At 60.8% G+C, this 15,648-nt stretch carries 14 protein-coding genes; 7 read left to right on the top strand and 7 right to left on the bottom strand.

The genetic code is table 11. The features are described 5' to 3' along the window. Window positions 1-59: 59 nt before the first annotated feature. From INR99_RS07070 to INR99_RS07045, 6 genes are all read right to left on the bottom strand, one after another. Window positions 60-1,037 carry a septal ring lytic transglycosylase RlpA family protein gene (locus INR99_RS07070; RefSeq protein ID WP_194115620.1) on the bottom strand — a complete coding sequence of 326 codons (978 nt, stop codon included), beginning with the start codon at window positions 1,035-1,037 and terminating at the stop codon, window positions 60-62. 57 nt (window positions 1,038-1,094) lie between these two features. Further along, a complete protein-coding gene (gene rodA, locus INR99_RS07065) occupies window positions 1,095-2,207 on the bottom strand; it encodes a rod shape-determining protein RodA (protein ID WP_308431460.1) in 1,113 nt (370 codons plus the stop codon). Next, the gene (gene mrdA, locus INR99_RS07060; protein WP_194115619.1) at window positions 2,200-4,200 is read right to left on the bottom strand and encodes a penicillin-binding protein 2; all 2,001 of its coding nucleotides are present in this window, start codon (window positions 4,198-4,200) and stop codon (window positions 2,200-2,202) included. The genes rodA and mrdA overlap by 8 nt, the downstream gene beginning before the upstream one ends. Then, entirely contained in the window at window positions 4,197-4,703 is a 507-nt protein-coding gene (mreD, locus tag INR99_RS07055; protein WP_194115618.1) for a rod shape-determining protein MreD, read from the bottom strand. Before mreD ends, mrdA begins: the two co-directional genes overlap by 4 nt. Next, entirely contained in the window at window positions 4,703-5,596 is an 894-nt protein-coding gene (gene mreC / locus INR99_RS07050; protein WP_194115617.1) for a rod shape-determining protein MreC, read from the bottom strand. Before mreC ends, mreD begins: the two co-directional genes overlap by 1 nt. 69 nt (window positions 5,597-5,665) lie before the next feature. Further along, window positions 5,666-6,706: a rod shape-determining protein gene (locus tag INR99_RS07045; protein ID WP_194115616.1), complete on the bottom strand. Its 1,041-nt coding sequence runs from the start codon at window positions 6,704-6,706 to the stop codon at window positions 5,666-5,668. Window positions 6,707-6,941: 235 nt separating this feature from the next. Here INR99_RS07045 and gatC point away from each other — a divergent pair, with 235 nt between their 5' ends. The 7 genes from gatC to INR99_RS07010 all read left to right on the top strand — a co-directional run bounded on the left by gatC (window position 6,942) and on the right by INR99_RS07010 (window position 13,888). After that, window positions 6,942-7,229 (top strand): Asp-tRNA(Asn)/Glu-tRNA(Gln) amidotransferase subunit GatC, encoded by a 288-nt coding sequence (gene gatC / locus INR99_RS07040; protein WP_194115615.1) that lies wholly within the window; start codon window positions 6,942-6,944, stop codon window positions 7,227-7,229. A gap of 76 nt (window positions 7,230-7,305) precedes the next feature. Then, the gene (gene gatA, locus INR99_RS07035; protein ID WP_194115614.1) at window positions 7,306-8,751 is read left to right on the top strand and encodes an Asp-tRNA(Asn)/Glu-tRNA(Gln) amidotransferase subunit GatA; all 1,446 of its coding nucleotides are present in this window, start codon (window positions 7,306-7,308) and stop codon (window positions 8,749-8,751) included. Window positions 8,752-8,772: 21 nt separating this feature from the next. After that, window positions 8,773-10,200: an Asp-tRNA(Asn)/Glu-tRNA(Gln) amidotransferase subunit GatB gene (gatB, locus tag INR99_RS07030; protein WP_194115613.1), complete on the top strand. Its 1,428-nt coding sequence runs from the start codon at window positions 8,773-8,775 to the stop codon at window positions 10,198-10,200. 59 nt (window positions 10,201-10,259) lie between these two features. After that, window positions 10,260-10,961: a hypothetical protein gene (locus tag INR99_RS07025; RefSeq protein WP_194115612.1), complete on the top strand. Its 702-nt coding sequence runs from the start codon at window positions 10,260-10,262 to the stop codon at window positions 10,959-10,961. 942 nt (window positions 10,962-11,903) lie between these two features. Beyond that, a complete protein-coding gene (locus tag INR99_RS07020) occupies window positions 11,904-12,314 on the top strand; it encodes a VOC family protein (protein ID WP_194115611.1) in 411 nt (136 codons plus the stop codon). Between the two features lie 121 nt (window positions 12,315-12,435). Further along, window positions 12,436-13,236 (top strand): substrate-binding periplasmic protein, encoded by an 801-nt coding sequence (locus INR99_RS07015; protein ID WP_194115610.1) that lies wholly within the window; start codon window positions 12,436-12,438, stop codon window positions 13,234-13,236. A gap of 115 nt (window positions 13,237-13,351) precedes the next feature. Then, window positions 13,352-13,888, top strand: coding sequence for a CbrC family protein (locus tag INR99_RS07010; protein ID WP_194115609.1), 537 nt, complete (start codon window positions 13,352-13,354; stop codon window positions 13,886-13,888). A gap of 18 nt (window positions 13,889-13,906) precedes the next feature. On the opposite strand, the gene INR99_RS07005 is transcribed toward INR99_RS07010, so the two are convergent. Then, window positions 13,907-15,631, bottom strand: coding sequence for a M10 family metallopeptidase (locus INR99_RS07005; RefSeq protein ID WP_194115608.1), 1,725 nt, complete (start codon window positions 15,629-15,631; stop codon window positions 13,907-13,909). Between the last annotated feature and the right edge of the window lie 17 nt (window positions 15,632-15,648).

The raw sequence follows: 15,648 nt of genomic DNA, 5'->3' as shown, positions 1-15,648 counted from the left end.
GCTGCCTAAGGGCGTCGTGCGCCCATCCGGGCGCAGGCCGACCGCGCAGCCAGCCCAAGCTAGCGGGCGATGACGGCCTGCAGCTGGTGCTCGCCGGTCAGACGCTCGGCGGCAGCCAGCGCGGCGGCACGGTCGGGGTAGGGGCCGAGTTTGACGCGCCAGAGCGGGCCGGTCTGCTGGATCACCACGCGTGCCGTGTCACTGCTTTCGAGCTGGCGGTTGAGATGCTGGCGGAAGCTGTCGGCATTGCCCTGCGAGGAAAATGCCCCCAGCTGCAGGTAGACGCCACCCTTGTCCTCGCTCACCGGCACCTGCAGGGGCGTGGCCTCGGCGATCGGCTCGGCGGGCTTGGGCGCCGCTGCGGGCGCACTGGCAATCTGTACGGGGGCGGCAGGGGCAATGGCACCGGGCTGCAGGCTTTCCACCCGCAGCTGCGCACTGCCATTGCTGGCGTAACCGAGCCGGCAGGCGGCCAGAAAGGACAGGTCGATGATGCGTCCCTTCTTGAAGGGGCCTCGATCATTCACGCGGACGATAACGCTGCGGCCATTGGCCAGATTGGTAACGCGGGCATAGCTGGGAATCGGCAGGATCGGGCTGGCTGCACTCATGGCGAACATGTCGTAAATTTCGCCATTGGAGGTTTTCTGCCCGTGGAACTTGCGGCCGTACCAGCTGCCGACGCCTTCCTCGCGCCACTGGCCGACTTCTGTCAGCGGTGTGAATGACTGCCCGAGTACGGTATACGGCCGGTTGGCCCATTTGTGCAGCGGCTCGGCACGCGGCGTCGCATCGGGGATCTGGTTGAGGTTGGCCGGCCAGTCACTGTGGGGGCCGTCATCCTTGTAGAAGCCGCCGCCATTGCTGGCGGGCGGCTGGTAGCTGCAACCGTACTGGCGGCTGTCGCTGGTCGGCGCGGTGCCCGTTTCGGGCTGGCGGGGTGGTGTTGGCCGGCTGGCCGGGCCGGCAGGGCCAGGTGGTGTGCTGCTGCAGGCGGCCAGCAGCAAGGCGAGCGGTAGCAGGTGCTTGCTTTGCATGGTATTGCTCTCCAGTCCTTTACTTGACTAGGTTTTAGCTCAATACGTATGGCTGTATTAGCGCTTGATCAGGGTGCGATCCTGCTGGATGCTCATCAGCAGGCCAAAGCCGGCCAGAATCGAAACCATCGACGTGCCGCCGTAGGACACCAGCGGCAGCGGGACGCCAACCACCGGCAGAATGCCGGAAACCATGCCCATGTTCACAAAGGCATAGGTAAAGAACGTCATTGCGATCGCACCGGCCAGCAGTCGCCCGAACAGGGTGGAGGCCGAGTTGGCGATCATCAGCCCGCGCACGATGACCAGCAGGTAGAGTGCCAGCAGCAGCAGATTGCCCAGCAGGCCGAATTCTTCGCCATAGACCGCGAAGATGAAGTCGGTGGTGCGCTCGGGGATGAAATCCAGATGGGTCTGTGTGCCGTTGAGCCAGCCTTTGCCGGTGATGCCGCCCGAACCGATGGCAATCGTGCCCTGGATGATGTGGTAGCCCGCACCCAGCGGATCGGCCATCGGGTCAAGCATGGTCGCGATGCGGCGGCACTGGTATTCATGCAGGATGTTGATGCACCAGTTCCAGTGCAGCACCACGTAGACCAGCGAACCGCCGGCTGCGCTCATCAGGCCGATCAGTTTCCACGACAGACCGGCGAAGTAGAGCACATAGAACCCCGAGGCGCTGATCATTAGCGCGGTGCCGAGGTCAGGCTGTTTGAGGATCAGCACGGCCGGAATGCCCAGCAGCACGGCCGCGCCGACAAAGTGCTTCCAGTTCAGCGTCGATTCGAAATGGTGGAAGAACCATGCCAGCGTCATCGGCACGGCAATACGCATCAGTTCGGAGGGCTGGATGTGCGTGATGCCGATATTGAGCCAGCGCTGCGAGCCATTCACGGTCTTGCCGACCAGCTCGACCAGAATCAGCATGATCACGCCTGCCACATAGCCGGGGAGGGCAATGCGCATCAGCGTGGCCTGCGAAATGTTCGCGATGACCCACATGCCGAAGATCGCGATGCCCATGAAGACAATCTTGTTGAGCACCTTGTCGGCATCCTGGTTCGATGCCGAATGCAGCACGACGGCCGAGAGGGCGAAAATCAGGCAGGTGAACAGCAGCAGCCAGGGGTCGACCGGACGGCGGATGTAAAACCACAGTTGCTTAATCACCGGTGGGTTCCTCCGGAGCCGGTTCGCTGACTGGCGCGCTGGCCGCCGCCGCACCGCTGGCCTTTTCGCCCGGCGCAGCCGGCAGCTTGCCGGTCAGGTAGTAGTCGAGGGTAGCGCGAGCAATCGGTGCGGCAGCCTGTGCACCAAATCCGCCGTTTTCCACGATGACCGCCAGCGCGATTTTCGGATTCTCGACCGGGGCAAAGACGATATACCACGAGTGATCGCGCAAGCGTTCGCCGATCGAGCTGGCGTTGTACTTGGCACCCTTGAGCGAGAACACCTGCGCCGTACCGGTCTTGCCGGCCGAGGTGTACTGCGCGCCGGCAAAGACTTTTGCGCCTGTGCCGTACTGATTCACGCCCTGCATGCCCTTGATCACGCGTTCGAAGTGCTCGGGCTTCCAGTCGATGCGGCGCTGGGGCTGGGGCTCGACGGCGGTGGCCTTGCCGCTGACCGGGTCAATGATGCGGTTGACGACATGCGGCTTGTAGACGGTACCGCGGGCGGCAATGATCGCGGTGGCATGCGCCAGCTGCAGCGGTGTGTAGCTGTTGTAGCCCTGGCCGATGCCGATGGATACCGTTTCGCCGGCATACCATTTCTGGTGTTCGGGTTTCTTGAAGCGCTTTTTCTTCCATTCGGGGCTGGGCAGAACGCCGCTGCGCTCGCCGGGAAGATCGATGCCGGTCTGCCGGCCGAAATCGAATTCGCCCAGGTATTTGGCGATGTTGTCGATGCCCATCTGCACCGCCAGCTGGTAGAAGTAGGTATCGCTGGAGAGGGCAATCGAGCGATCGAAATTCATCGAGCCATAGCCGCCGGGCTTGGAGTCGCGGAACTTGTTGTTGCCGAACATGAAATAGCCCGGATCGGCGATGGTCTGGTGTACCAGCGGAAAATCGCCCTGCAGTGCGGCGGCCGCCATGAACGGCTTGAAGGTCGATCCCGGCGGATATTCGCCACCCAGTGCACGGTTCAGCAGTGGCCGGTCGATGGATTCGTTGAGTTCCTTCCAGCTGACCGGATCGATGCCGTCGACAAACAGGTTGGGATCGAATCCCGGCTTGGAGACAAAGGCCAGCACGCCGCCGGTGTTCGGATCAATGGCAACCAGGGCGCCGCGGCGCTTGTCGAACAGCTTCTCGACGATTTCCTGCAGTTTGATGTCGACCGAGAGCTCCAGGTCTCGCCCCGGTTGTGGCGGGGTGCGCGACAGCGTGCGGATGGCCCGCCCGCCCGAATCGACCTCGACGCGCTCGAAGCCGGTGCTGCCGTGCAGCTGTGCTTCGTAGCTTTGCTCGACGCCCAGTTTGCCGATGTGATCGGTGCCACGGTAGTTGGCAAAATTGCCGTTGTCTTTCAGTGTTTCAACGTCGCGATCATTGATGCGGCCGATATAGCCAACCAGATGACTGCCGAGCTCCCCCTGCGGGTACTGGCGGAAAAGCCGTGCCTTCACTTCCACGCCCGGGAACTGGTAGCTGTTGGCCGCAAAGCGGGCTACTTCCTCGTCGCTGAGGCGGAACTTGATCGGCAGCGATTCGAAATCCTTGGTTTCCTCCATCAGCTTCTTGAAGCGGCGCCGGTCCTTCGGCGTGATTTCAATCAGCTGATTGAGCCGCTCGATGGTGGCGTCCAGGCCATCGGCGGTCTTTGACGGCGTGATTTCCAGCGTATAGGCCGAGTAGTTGTGCGCCAGCACCACACCATTGCGGTCACGGATCAAGCCACGCGGCGGCGAGACGGGAACCAGTGAAATGCGGTTCTGTTCGGCCAGCGTCATGTAGCGGTCGTGCTGCAGAACCTGCAGCCAGAAAAACCGGGCAAACAGTGTGCAAAATAGCGCCACCACCAGCAGCAGCGCGACAATCAGCCGCAACTGGAAGTTGCTGCGGTCATGCAATTCGTTGCGCAGCGAACCGGAGCCGCTCGCACGACGGGCTGAGCTGCCGCGCCGGGTGCGGAACAGCGAACGGCGGGAGGGCTTCATAGGTCGTCAGCTACCGGCTTGCGCTGATGCATCAGCATCAGGTTGGACAGCGGCGTCCACAGAATTGCGGCAATCGGTGCGCCGGCGAAATAGCCGAGGCCCGGAAAGCTGTCACCGAACAGCAGGCGCACCAGCAGCATGATGCACTGCGCCAGTAGCAGCAGGAACAGCGTGATCAGTGCCTGCTGCCAGAACGGAAAGATTGCGAACTGGCGCTGGCGGATCAGTGTCAGGCAGGCAATCACGCTGTAGGCCAGCGCATGCTGGCCCAGATAGTTGCCGTCGGCCACATCCATCAGCAGGCCCAGCGAGAAAGCCCAACCCACGCCAATACGCTTGGGCTGGTGTAGCGCCCAGTACACCAGCATCAGGGCGATGAAGTCGGGGGTCAGGCCCTGCAGAGCGGCCTGCCACGGGGCCAGGTTGAACAGCATGGCCAGCAGGAAGGTCAGCAGAATGAAGCCGAAGCTCACAGGCCGCAGCAACTGGGAGGAAATGGGCATCAGTGTTTCTTCTTGTTGGTCGCGGCCGGTGCCGACGCGGTTTCCGGGTAGGGGGCCTGCGCGGGGGCGCCATTGATTGCCAGCAGATAGCTGTGCTGTTCGAAGTGGGCCAGCGGCTCGGCGTAGATGCGGGCAAAGGCGCTGCCGTTCTGGCGCTCGACCTTGACGATGCGCGCCACCGGCAGCCCCGCGGGATAAATGCCGTCAACCCCCGAAGTGCTCAGGATGTCGCCTTCCTTGATGTCGACATTCGGCGGCATGTAGCGCACTTCCAGCGGCAGGTTGCGTCCCATGCCGTAGACGATGGTGCGCAGCTGGTTGCGCTCGACCATGACCGGCACCAGATGGTCGCGGTCGGAAATCAGCCGCACTTCGCTGGTCAGCGGATGTACGCGGATCACCTGGCCGGCCACGCCCTGGTGGTCGACGACGATCTGTCCTGCGGCGATATCGGCATCGCTGCCGCGGTCAACAATCAGCCGGGCCGTGTACGGGTCGCGTCCGTTGTAGAGAATCTTGACCAGCTGGCGTTTCACCGGCTGGCTGGCCGCTGCCGCGCTCAGGGCACGCAATTGCGCGTTTTCCTGTTCCAGTGCGGCCACGCGCATTGCCTGGGCGCTGACTTTTAGCCGCTCCTCGTTCAGGCGGCGGTTTTCGCTGATCAGCTCGGTCTGTTTCTGGAAGAAATCACCGACCTGCAGCGCCTTGTCGACCGGGGTGGTTGCCAGCCATTGCAGGGGGTAGATCACCACCGACAGCTGCTGGCGCAAGGCGTCCATCAGGTGCAGCTTGGCATCGCTGACCAGCAAGGCGAGAGAGAGGGCCGAAAAAATCATAAGCCGCGTCAGCGGCTTCGGTCCCTGCTTGAAGAAGGCGGGTTGATTGGCGTGCATGCAAAGGCCTGCATGTATCACCCTGCAGCCTAGCCGTGGCGTGGGCTGCAGAGTGATACGGTGTGGTGCTTAGTCGTTGGTGAAGATGCCGGTGGCCTTGTCGAGCTTGTCGATGGCCATGCCCGAGCCGCGCACCACGCAGGTCAGCGGATCGTCGGCAACAATCACCGGCAGGCCGGTTTCTTCCATCAGCAGGCGATCCAGGTCACGCAGCAGCGCGCCGCCACCGGTCAGCACCATGCCCTTTTCGGCAATGTCGGCGCCCAGTTCCGGCGGAGTCTGTTCCAGCGCCTGTTTCACGGCGGAAACAATCTGGTTCAGGGGCTCGGTCAGTGCTTCGAGGATTTCGTTGCTGGAAATGGTGAACGAGCGCGGGATGCCTTCGGCCAGATTGCGGCCCTTGACGTCCATTTCGCGCACTTCGGCGCCGGGAAAGGCCGAGCCGATGCGCTTCTTGATTTCTTCGGCGGTGGTTTCGCCGATCAGCATGCCGTAGTTGCGGCGGATGTAGTTGATGATGGATTCATCGAACTTGTCGCCGCCGACCCGTACGCTGTTGGCATACACGATGCCACCCAGCGAGATCACGCCCACTTCGGTGGTGCCGCCGCCGATGTCCACCACCATCGAACCCGTGGCTTCTTCAACCGGCAGGCCGGCACCGATGGCCGCAGCCATCGGTTCCTCGATCAGTTCGACCTTGCGCGCACCGGCGCCCAGTGCCGATTCGCGGATCGCGCGGCGCTCGACCTGGGTCGAGCCGCAGGGTACGCAGATCACGATGCGCGGGGGCGAGGAGAACAGGCGGCTGGGGTTCACCTTCTTGATGAACTGCTTGAGCATCTGCTCGGTGATGGTGAAGTCGGCGATCACGCCATCCTTCATCGGGCGGATGGCATTGATGCTGCCCGGCGTGCGGCCCAGCATCTTCTTGGCTTCGGCGCCGACGGCCAGGATGGTTTTCTTGCCGGAAGGACCGCCTTCCTGCTGGATGGCAACCACGGAAGGCTCGTCAAGCACGATGCCCTTGCCCTGCATGTAGATCAGCGTATTGGCGGTGCCAAGGTCAATGGCGATATCGTTGGCGAAGTAGCCGGAAAGTCCAAACATCGGGTGCTCGCAATGGGTGGGTTGCTGAGAAAATCTGGTTCGCAGCCCGCTGTGGCAGGCGTGGCGAGTAAAAGTTCTGGCGTGATTTTATGCTGCATTGCAGCAACAGGGCGCGCCGCCTGTCGTTTCCCTTGCCGCGCCGGTGACTTGTCAGGCGGCGGTTTGGGAGAAACAAACCCCGTATGATACCCTAATGCGTTGACGTTATTGAAGGCTCTGGCAGGGAATTTATACCATGTCGCTCTCTCTGGAAGATGTAAGCCGCATCGCCCGCCTGTCGCGCATTGCCGTGACCGACGCCGAACTCGCGGCCACCCAAACCCAACTCAACCGCATCCTGCACCTGATCGACGAAATGCGGGCCGTCGACACCTCCGGCATCGAGCCGATGGCGCACGCCCAGGACGTGTTCCTGCGTCTGCGCGAGGACGCCGCCACCGCCCCGGATCGCCGTGCGGCCTTCCAGGCTGTCGCACCGGCGGTCGAAAATGGCCTCTACCTCGTTCCCAAGGTCATCGAATAAGCAAGCCTCTGGGTATGTTCGCATGCCCTTTGATGATGCTTGCCTGCAACCATATACCTGATCGGGTTTATCGAACATGAAAACCGTCAAACAATTATCCGCCGCACTGGCCGCCGGCCAGGTGTCGGCGGTCGAGCTGGCGCAGGACTACCTCGCCCGCATCGCCGCGCTCAACCCGAAACTCAACGCCTTCATCACCGTTGATGCCGAAAAAACCCTCGCGGAAGCCCGCGCCGCCGATGCCGCGCGCGCAGCCGGCACCGCAGGCCTCTTGACTGGCGTACCGGTCGCGCACAAGGACATTTTCTGCGCGGAAGGCTGGAAGACCAGCTGCGGCTCGAAGATGCTCGACAACTTCGTTGCCCCCTACGACGCCACCGTGATCACGAACGCCAAAGCCGCCGGTCTGGTGACGCTGGGCCGCGCCAATATGGACGAGTTCGCCATGGGCTCGTCGAATGAAAACAGCTTCTACGGCGCGGTGAAAAACCCCTGGGATCTGAACGCGGTTCCCGGCGGTTCATCGGGCGGCTCGGCCGCGGCGGTTGCGGCCGGCCTGGCGCCGTTTGCCACCGGCACGGATACCGGTGGTTCCATTCGCCAGCCGGCGTCGTTCTGCGGCATTACCGGCATCAAGCCGACCTACGGCGTGGTGTCGCGTTACGGCATGATTGCCTACGCCAGTTCGCTCGATCAGGGCGGCGCGTTCGCGCACACCGCGGAAGACTGCGCGCTGCTGTTGAACGTGATGGCCGGTTTCGACGACAAGGATTCCACCAGCCTCGAACACGCCAAGGAAGACTACACCCGCGACCTGAACCAGCCGCTGGCGGGTGTCAAAGTCGGCCTGCCGCGCGAATACTTCGCCGAAGGTCTGGCTGGCGATGTCGCCGCCGCCATCGAAGCTGCGGTCACTGAGCTGAAGAAGCTCGGCGCCACCGTGGTTGACGTGTCGCTGCCGAACACCAAGCTGGCGATTCCGTCCTACTACGTGATTGCGCCGGCGGAAGCCTCCAGCAACCTCAGCCGCTTTGACGGCGTGCGCTACGGCCACCGCGCCGCAGATTACGACGGCCTGGCCGACATGTATGAAAAGACCCGAGCTGAGGGCTTTGGCTGGGAAGTGAAGCGCCGCATTCTCACCGGCACCTATGTACTGAGCCACGGCTACTACGACGCCTACTACCTGCAGGCGCAGAAGATCCGCCGCATCATCGCCAACGATTTCGTTGCCGCGTTCAAGGACTGCGACGTGATCCTCGGCCCGGTGGCGCCGACCACCGCGTGGAATCTGGGCGAGAAGTCCGACGACCCGGTGGCGATGTATCTGGCCGACATCTACACCCTGGGCGTGAACCTCGCCGGCCTGCCGGCGCTGAGCATCCCGGTTGGCTTCGGCAGCAATGGCCGTCCGGTTGGCCTGCAGATCATCGGCAACTATCTGGGCGAAGCGAAGATGCTCAATGTCGCGCACCAGTTCCAGCAGGCGACCGACTGGCACGCTAAAGCCCCAATCCTATAAACCGGCACGAGGACAGCAATCATGAAATGGGAAGTCGTCATCGGGCTGGAAGTGCACACCCAGCTCACCACGCAATCAAAGATTTTTTCCAGCGCCAGCACCGCCTTCGGCGCGGCGCCGAACACGCAGACCGCCGTTGTGGATATCGCCCTGCCGGGCGCGCTGCCGGTAATGAACAAGGCCGCGGTCGACAAGGCCATCCAGTTTGGTCTGGCCATCGGCGCGAAGATCAACCAGAAGTCGGTGTTCGCCCGCAAGAATTACTTCTACCCCGATCTGCCCAAGGGCTACCAGATCAGCCAGTTCGAGCTGCCGGTGGTTGAAGGCGGTGCGATCACGATCAATGTCGATGGCGTCGAGAAGGTCATCAACCTCACCCGCGCGCACCTGGAAGAAGACGCCGGCAAGTCGGTGCACGAAGACTTCCACGGCATGAGCGGCATCGACCTGAACCGCGCCGGCACGCCGCTGCTGGAAATCGTTTCCGAACCGGAAATGCGCAGCTGGCAGGAAGCTGTGGCCTACGCGAAAGCCTTGTATTCGCTGGTGACCTGGATCGGCATCTGCGACGGCAATATGCAGGAAGGCTCGTTCCGCTGCGACGTGAACGTCTCGGTGCGCCCGGAAGGCCAAAAGGAATTCGGCACCCGTCGCGAAATCAAGAACCTGAACTCGTTCAAGTTCATGGAGCAGGCGATCAAGTACGAAGTGAACTGGCAGATCAACGAGATCGAGGAAGGCCGCAAGATCCAGCAGGCGACCATCCTGTTCGACCCGGATACCGGCGAAACCCGGATGATGAGATCGAAAGAGGACGCGCACGACTACCGCTACTTCCCCGATCCCGACCTGCCGCCGCTGGTGATCGCCGACGAGTGGATCGAACGCGTGAAGGCTACGCTGCCGGAACTGCCGGTGGCCATGCAGGCGCGCTTCCAGTCCCAATACGGCATCCCGGCCTACGACGCGACCACGCTGACCAGCTCCAAGGAAATGGCCGCGTTCTTCGAAGCGGTGGTGGCTGCCGGCGCGGACGCCAAGCTGGCGTCGAACTGGATCATGGGCGACGTATCCGCCACGCTGAACCGCGAGGAGAAGACCATCGCCGATTCGCCGGTGTCCGCCGATGCGCTGGCACTGCTCATCAAGCGCGTGATGGACAACACCATCAACAACAAGACCGCCAAGGACGTGCTGAAGAAGATGTGGGAGTCGGGTGATTCGGCTGACACCATCATTGAACGCGATGGCCTGAAACAGGAAACCGACACCGGCGCGATCGAAGCGATCGTCGACGCGGTGCTCGCCGCCAACCCTAAGGCGATTGAGGAATATCGCTCGGGCAAGGAGAAGGCGCTCAATGCGCTGGTGGGCCAGGTGATGAAGGGGTCTGGGGGCAAGGCCAACCCGGGGATGGCGTTGGAGTTGTTGAAGAAGAAGGTGTCGTAAAAAAATAAGCGAGCTATGCTCGCTTATTTTTTTATCGCTCGATATGGAGTTGCGCCATCGTGAAATGGGATCTTGTGCAGTTACGAAATGCTGTTAAAGCTCGTTATGGTGACGGGCAGCTGAAATTACTTGAGCCAAGCCTTAACTCGACAGTGGAAAGGCTATATTTTTCTGCGTTCCATTTTGAGCAGTTCTTTTCTTGTGAAGAGGGTTTTATAGATGGACCGGACGATATTCGAGGTGCGCTTGAAACCGTTTTTGGACACGATGAGACTAAGGCTGAGCTAAGGTTTAAAGCTAGGGCTCATCTTGTTGCGGGCCTGCAAAGCCTGCATTCTGTTTTGGATATTCTGGCCCACGCGGTGTATTTTTCTATGGGGATGGATCGTGAAAGTGAATCGCGCATTGAAGAGTCTAGAATTGATTTAAGTGCTGTAACAAAAAAGTTGACTAATTTGAGTGTGTGGCCTCATTTTACTTCTTTGTTGTCGAGTTTGCGTGATGATGAAAGTGTTAAATATCTGTCGGCATTGGTGAATCATTCTAAGCATAGAAGCATTATTAGTACCCCTGTTAAATTTTTATGCCAAGAGCAAGGCTTTATTGGTCTTGTTTTTGTCGAATTTAGTTATAAGGGGATGGCGTATGGTGAACGCAAAGCATGTGATTTTGTCTCCGAAATACGTGAGGGCGTTAGTGAAATGATTGTTGCTATTGGCAAGGAGCTTAATCAAATTGCATCCAGTCGTGTAGAATCGTAGGCCACAATCGCCGCAGGCATTGCGCCGCATGAATCCAACCGCCGACCGTGTACGGCGGTTTGTTTTTTCTGTGCCTGCGGCACGGTGTTTTGATGCCGGTTCCGCCCGGCGGACGGGTTCATTTCTTTTGCTTCGCCAAAAGAAACGAACCAAAGAAAAGGCGAGCCCGGACAGCCGCCCCTTCGGGGTTCCCTGCGATGCTCGTGGCGCTCAGCGGCTGGCTCAAACTCGGCCTGCGGCCTCAAACAGTCGCCAGCCGAAACCCTGATCGCCACTGCGCTTCTCGGCGGCTTCAGGGCGGGGCGTGCTAATCGGCGGTGGTGGTGATTCGTAGGGCGGGTTAGCCAACGGCGTAACCCGCCGTGCAATGATGGGTATGCGGCTATAGGCTTTTAAATTGTTAGGCCATGGGCTTATCACCCTATGGGTATATTGCGCTGCTTGTTAGCACGCGATGCCCTCGCAGCCGCCGAGAAGCGCAGCAAGCCACAGGGTTTCGCGGGTGAGATGTTTGCGACCGGAGGAAGTCCCCGTGGGAAGCCCGCAGGGCGAGTTTCGAACCCGCGCAGTGGTTTGCGAGTCCCCAAGGGGATTTCCTGCGGGGCACATCGCAGGGCACCCCGCGCAGCGGGGCGGCGAAGCGGGCGCGCCTTCGGGGTGTCGGGGGGCTTGGCAAGCGCGGGGTCCCCGCAAAGTCGCAGACTTTGTGGGGTGCAGTAGAGCCCGCTGACGTGCCGCCGGGCACCCCCGACATGCAAACACCGCGCCGCAGGCGCATAAAACCCCATGCGCATGAGCCAGCCCAAGGGCGAGCCGACCAGCCGGCAGCGCCCGAGCATTGACCCGGACGCACCGATTCGCTGCGACGGTGAATTAAATAGAACGAACGTTCTGTTTGTGTTAGCCTGCTCTTTCTTTCAATCGATGAAAAGGAACGTGGCGATGCAGAACTATGTGACTCTGGGAGCCAATGATTACGCGCTGTCCTGCGCATTTTACGATGCGGTGCTGGCGACCATCGGCTGGCGCTCGCATGTGGAATTTCCGGGCTGGCGGGCGTATTCGCTGGAAGGTCGCGGCGAGGGGCTGGTGGTGTGGGTGGCGTCGCCGTTCGATGGCCAGCCGGCCACCGCGGGCAACGGCAGCATGCTGGGCTTTGCGGCGTTGTCGCACGAGCAGGTCGAGCGCTTTCACGCGGCGGCGCTGGCCCACGGCGGCCGTGACGAAGGCGCGCCCGGCTTGCGTGCGCACTATGGCCCGCACTGGTACGCGGCGTATGTGCGTGATCCGGTGGGTAACAAGCTGGCGATTGTGTGCAATCAGCCGGCAGCTTGTACCTCCACGCAGGAGTGAGGCCGGCCGCCCCGAGGCGTGGCAGGGGTTGTCGCTCATGCCGCGGCGATCTTAGGGCAGTAGGCTTTCTGGTGCTTTGCTATGCTGGCTTATGGTTTTGCACCGGGGCTGGATGACTGGCATGGGACGGATGTGGTGGTGGCTGCCGGGATGGCTACTGGCGGCACAGGCGCTGGCGGCCTGCTCGCGGCCGATCGTGGTGCCGGCGACGTCGTCGGGCAAGCTGGTAAGCGTCAGTGGCCAGCAGCTGGGCGGGATCTACCCGGACTTGCTGCGCGAGAGCAGTGTCGCCAGCGGCTGCGTGTTCCGTTTCGAGCCGGTGCCCTGGGCGCGCATGATGTACATGCTGGAGACCGGCACGGGTGATCTGTTTGCGCCCCTGTCCCAGACGGCCGAGCGTGACCGGTATGCCGAGCTGGTACCCATGTATTACTCGACCCCGGTGGTGATCACGCTCCTGCAGGTGCCGGCGCTGACACGCGCGGAGGAGCTGCTGAATTACCCGGAGCTGCGCGTGAACGTCGTGCGCGGCCACAACTGGGGGCCGGCCTATGCCAGCCTGGTGGAGCGCCTGCGTGCGGCCGGGATGGTCGAGGAAGTCACCGACATGCCAATGCTGCTGAAGAAAATGGCCGCCGGGCGCGCGCACGTCGCCATCATGGGCAGCCATCTGATGGATGGCGCCATCCAGACCGCCGGCATGCGCGACACGCTGGCGCCACGGCTGCGCTACCAGCAGGTGCGCGATCTGGATACCAATCTGGCTGGCGTGTACCTGAGCAAGTCGTTGCCCGAAGGCGATCGTGTCCAGTTGCGGGCGATGCTGCAGCACTGGCTGAAAAGCGGGCTGTTCTGGCTGCGACTGCAGCGCGAGATGACAGCACAGGGCCTGAGCAGCCTCGCGCCGCTGCCGCAGCGCTGAAACGGGGCTTGTGCCGCGCGGCCGGCTGGCGTCAAATGGCGACCCGTGTCCTTGTTGCTGCTTGCGGCACAAAGCGCGTTCCTGCATTCCTGCCCACCCTTAGCCAGTGCCAGCCATGTCCGAACTTCCCGTGTTTCGCTATCACCCCGATCCGCTGACCACCGGTGCGCTGGTGCCTTCGGAGCAGGCTTGCCGCTGCTGCGGGCTGGCGCGTGGCCTGATGTATGCATTGGCGCCGTATTCCACGCACGCCGGGCTGGCGGGCGCGCTCTGCCCGTGGTGCATTGCCGATGGCGCGGCCGAGACGATGTTCGCGGCGAGCTTCGTCGATGATTACCCCCTGCTGCAGGCCGGTTTGCCGCTGGACGTGGTGAATGAGGTATGCGGGCGTACGCCGGGCTATGCGAGCTGGCAGCAGGAAGTCTGGCAGGCGCATTGCGGGGATGCCTGTGCCTTTCACGGTGAGGCAGGCCTCGCCGATGTGGCGGCCGCCAGCGCCGCCAGCATCGCCCTGTTCGAACAGGATTATCCCTTCTGGCAGGAAGGTTGGGCGGATCTGGCCGTGCGCTACCAGCCCGGTGGCGCGGTGGCCTTGTACCGGTTTGTCTGCCTGCACTGCGGCGTCACCCGCTTCGGGCTGGATCTGGCCTGAAGTAATTGTGGGGAGGCGCTATGCCTGCAAAAGAAAATCCGAAATACCGGTTTGTCCATTCAGCAGTCCGAGCAATTTGAGCTCTGTGGACTCTACGGCCGCATCAGCATCACCGGCTTTGAATAAAAAGAGCCCTGTTTGAGTGCCGTTGTCCACGACGAACAATCGCTGATCACCCACTGCGTAAGCAGAACTCGCGCTACCAATTTTTGCTGCCGCGGTGGTTTGGCTGATGCTGCCCGAAATATTGCTGCTGAATATCAGTAGTTCTGCACTTTTGCTGAAGCCACCTGCGCTGCTGCGCAGCGCAATGCCCTCCAGTGTTGCATCTTTGTCCCCGATACCGCCTAGGGATGAATTGTCACAAATCACTTTTTCTGAGCCGCTGCTGAAATCAGCAATTCGGTCATATCCCGTCAGGCTGTCCAGAATGAAACGGTCTGTGCCGGCACCGCCATAGAGACTGTCATTGCCAGCCGCTCCGCAAAGCACGTCATTGCCGGCTTCGCCTTTGAGAATATTGTTGCTGGAATTGCCTGTCAGTTTGTTCGAAAGACCGTTGCCAGTGCCATTGAAGCTTGCGGCTCCCGTGATGATCAGGTTTTCCTGATAGGCGCCCAGCGTCCATGTCGAGAGCGTGAGTGTCGAGCCTGTAGAGACAACGACGGTGTCGATGCCCCCCATGCTGCTTTCTGCGGACTCGATAACCGTATCGCCATTACTGTTTACGTAATAGGTATCGTTACCGTATCCGCCGGACATGGTGTCGTTGCCACCTCCACCATTGAGAATATTGGCGACACTGTTGCCGATCAGGGTATCGTTGTAGCCGCTGCCTACGGCGTTTTCAATGGTAGTGCCGTAGGCGATATACAGCAGGTCATTGACGCCCTGATTGTCCCAGTATCCATCATTATTCAGATCGGCATTGATCATGCTACCGATTGTGCTGTTTTGCCCCGAGTTGAGATTGAGCTTTACTGCCGAGGTCTGATTGCTGGCGCTGATAGTATCAACCCCACCTCCATCCCAGATCGTTTCGAAAATCTTGCTGCCAGCAGCCCAGCTATATGTTGTATTACCACTGTTGTAGGAAGTGTTTTTTCCGTAGAGGTACTGAATGGCAAGGATGTCGTACAGCATCGGGGAGGTTGGGGAGTAGTCGAATGGATGCGTGTAGCTCATTACTGTATAGCGGGTACTGTCTGTACTGGTGGGTAGTGTGGCTCCGGTGAATTCCACATCGAATGAATGTTTGAGCCCTAGTGCGTGGCCAATTTCATGGATGGCGGTGTGGTATGCGTAGCTGCCCTTGGCTGCATCATTATCGTAGCCCCAGTCTTCACTGAACCATGTGTCCCCGCCAGCAGCCCCCTCAAAGGGGTTGTAGGCCCAGGCGTTGGCATCTGTCATGCCCAGGTAGCCAGCAAAGCGGAGGTCGCCAGCGGCAGCTTGAGAGTCAGTCACCTGTGAAAACTTCAGATTGGCAACATTGGCCCATGTTTGCAGTGCGGCTTTGACGTTATTCTGTTGATTCGCGTTGAGCAGGTAGGCATTCTCATACTCGCGATCCGCACTGTAGTTTTGAGTGTAATACGACTGATTGCTGTTAAAGCTATAAGTCATGCTAACGCCACTGCCCAGTGCTCCTCCCCACTTCGTGCCGCAAAGTAAAGCGTTAATCGCATTGTTGGTGCTGGCAGTGACATTTGTGGCTTGGAAGTAGGAAGATGGAGAGGGCATGGACGATACTCATTTGA

Source organism: Chitinilyticum piscinae (assembly GCF_015223195.1).
GTDB lineage: Bacteria > Pseudomonadota > Gammaproteobacteria > Burkholderiales > Chitinibacteraceae > Chitinilyticum > Chitinilyticum piscinae.
Note: the sequence above shows the minus strand (reverse complement) of the source record. Positions and strands in the feature narration are given on the sequence as shown.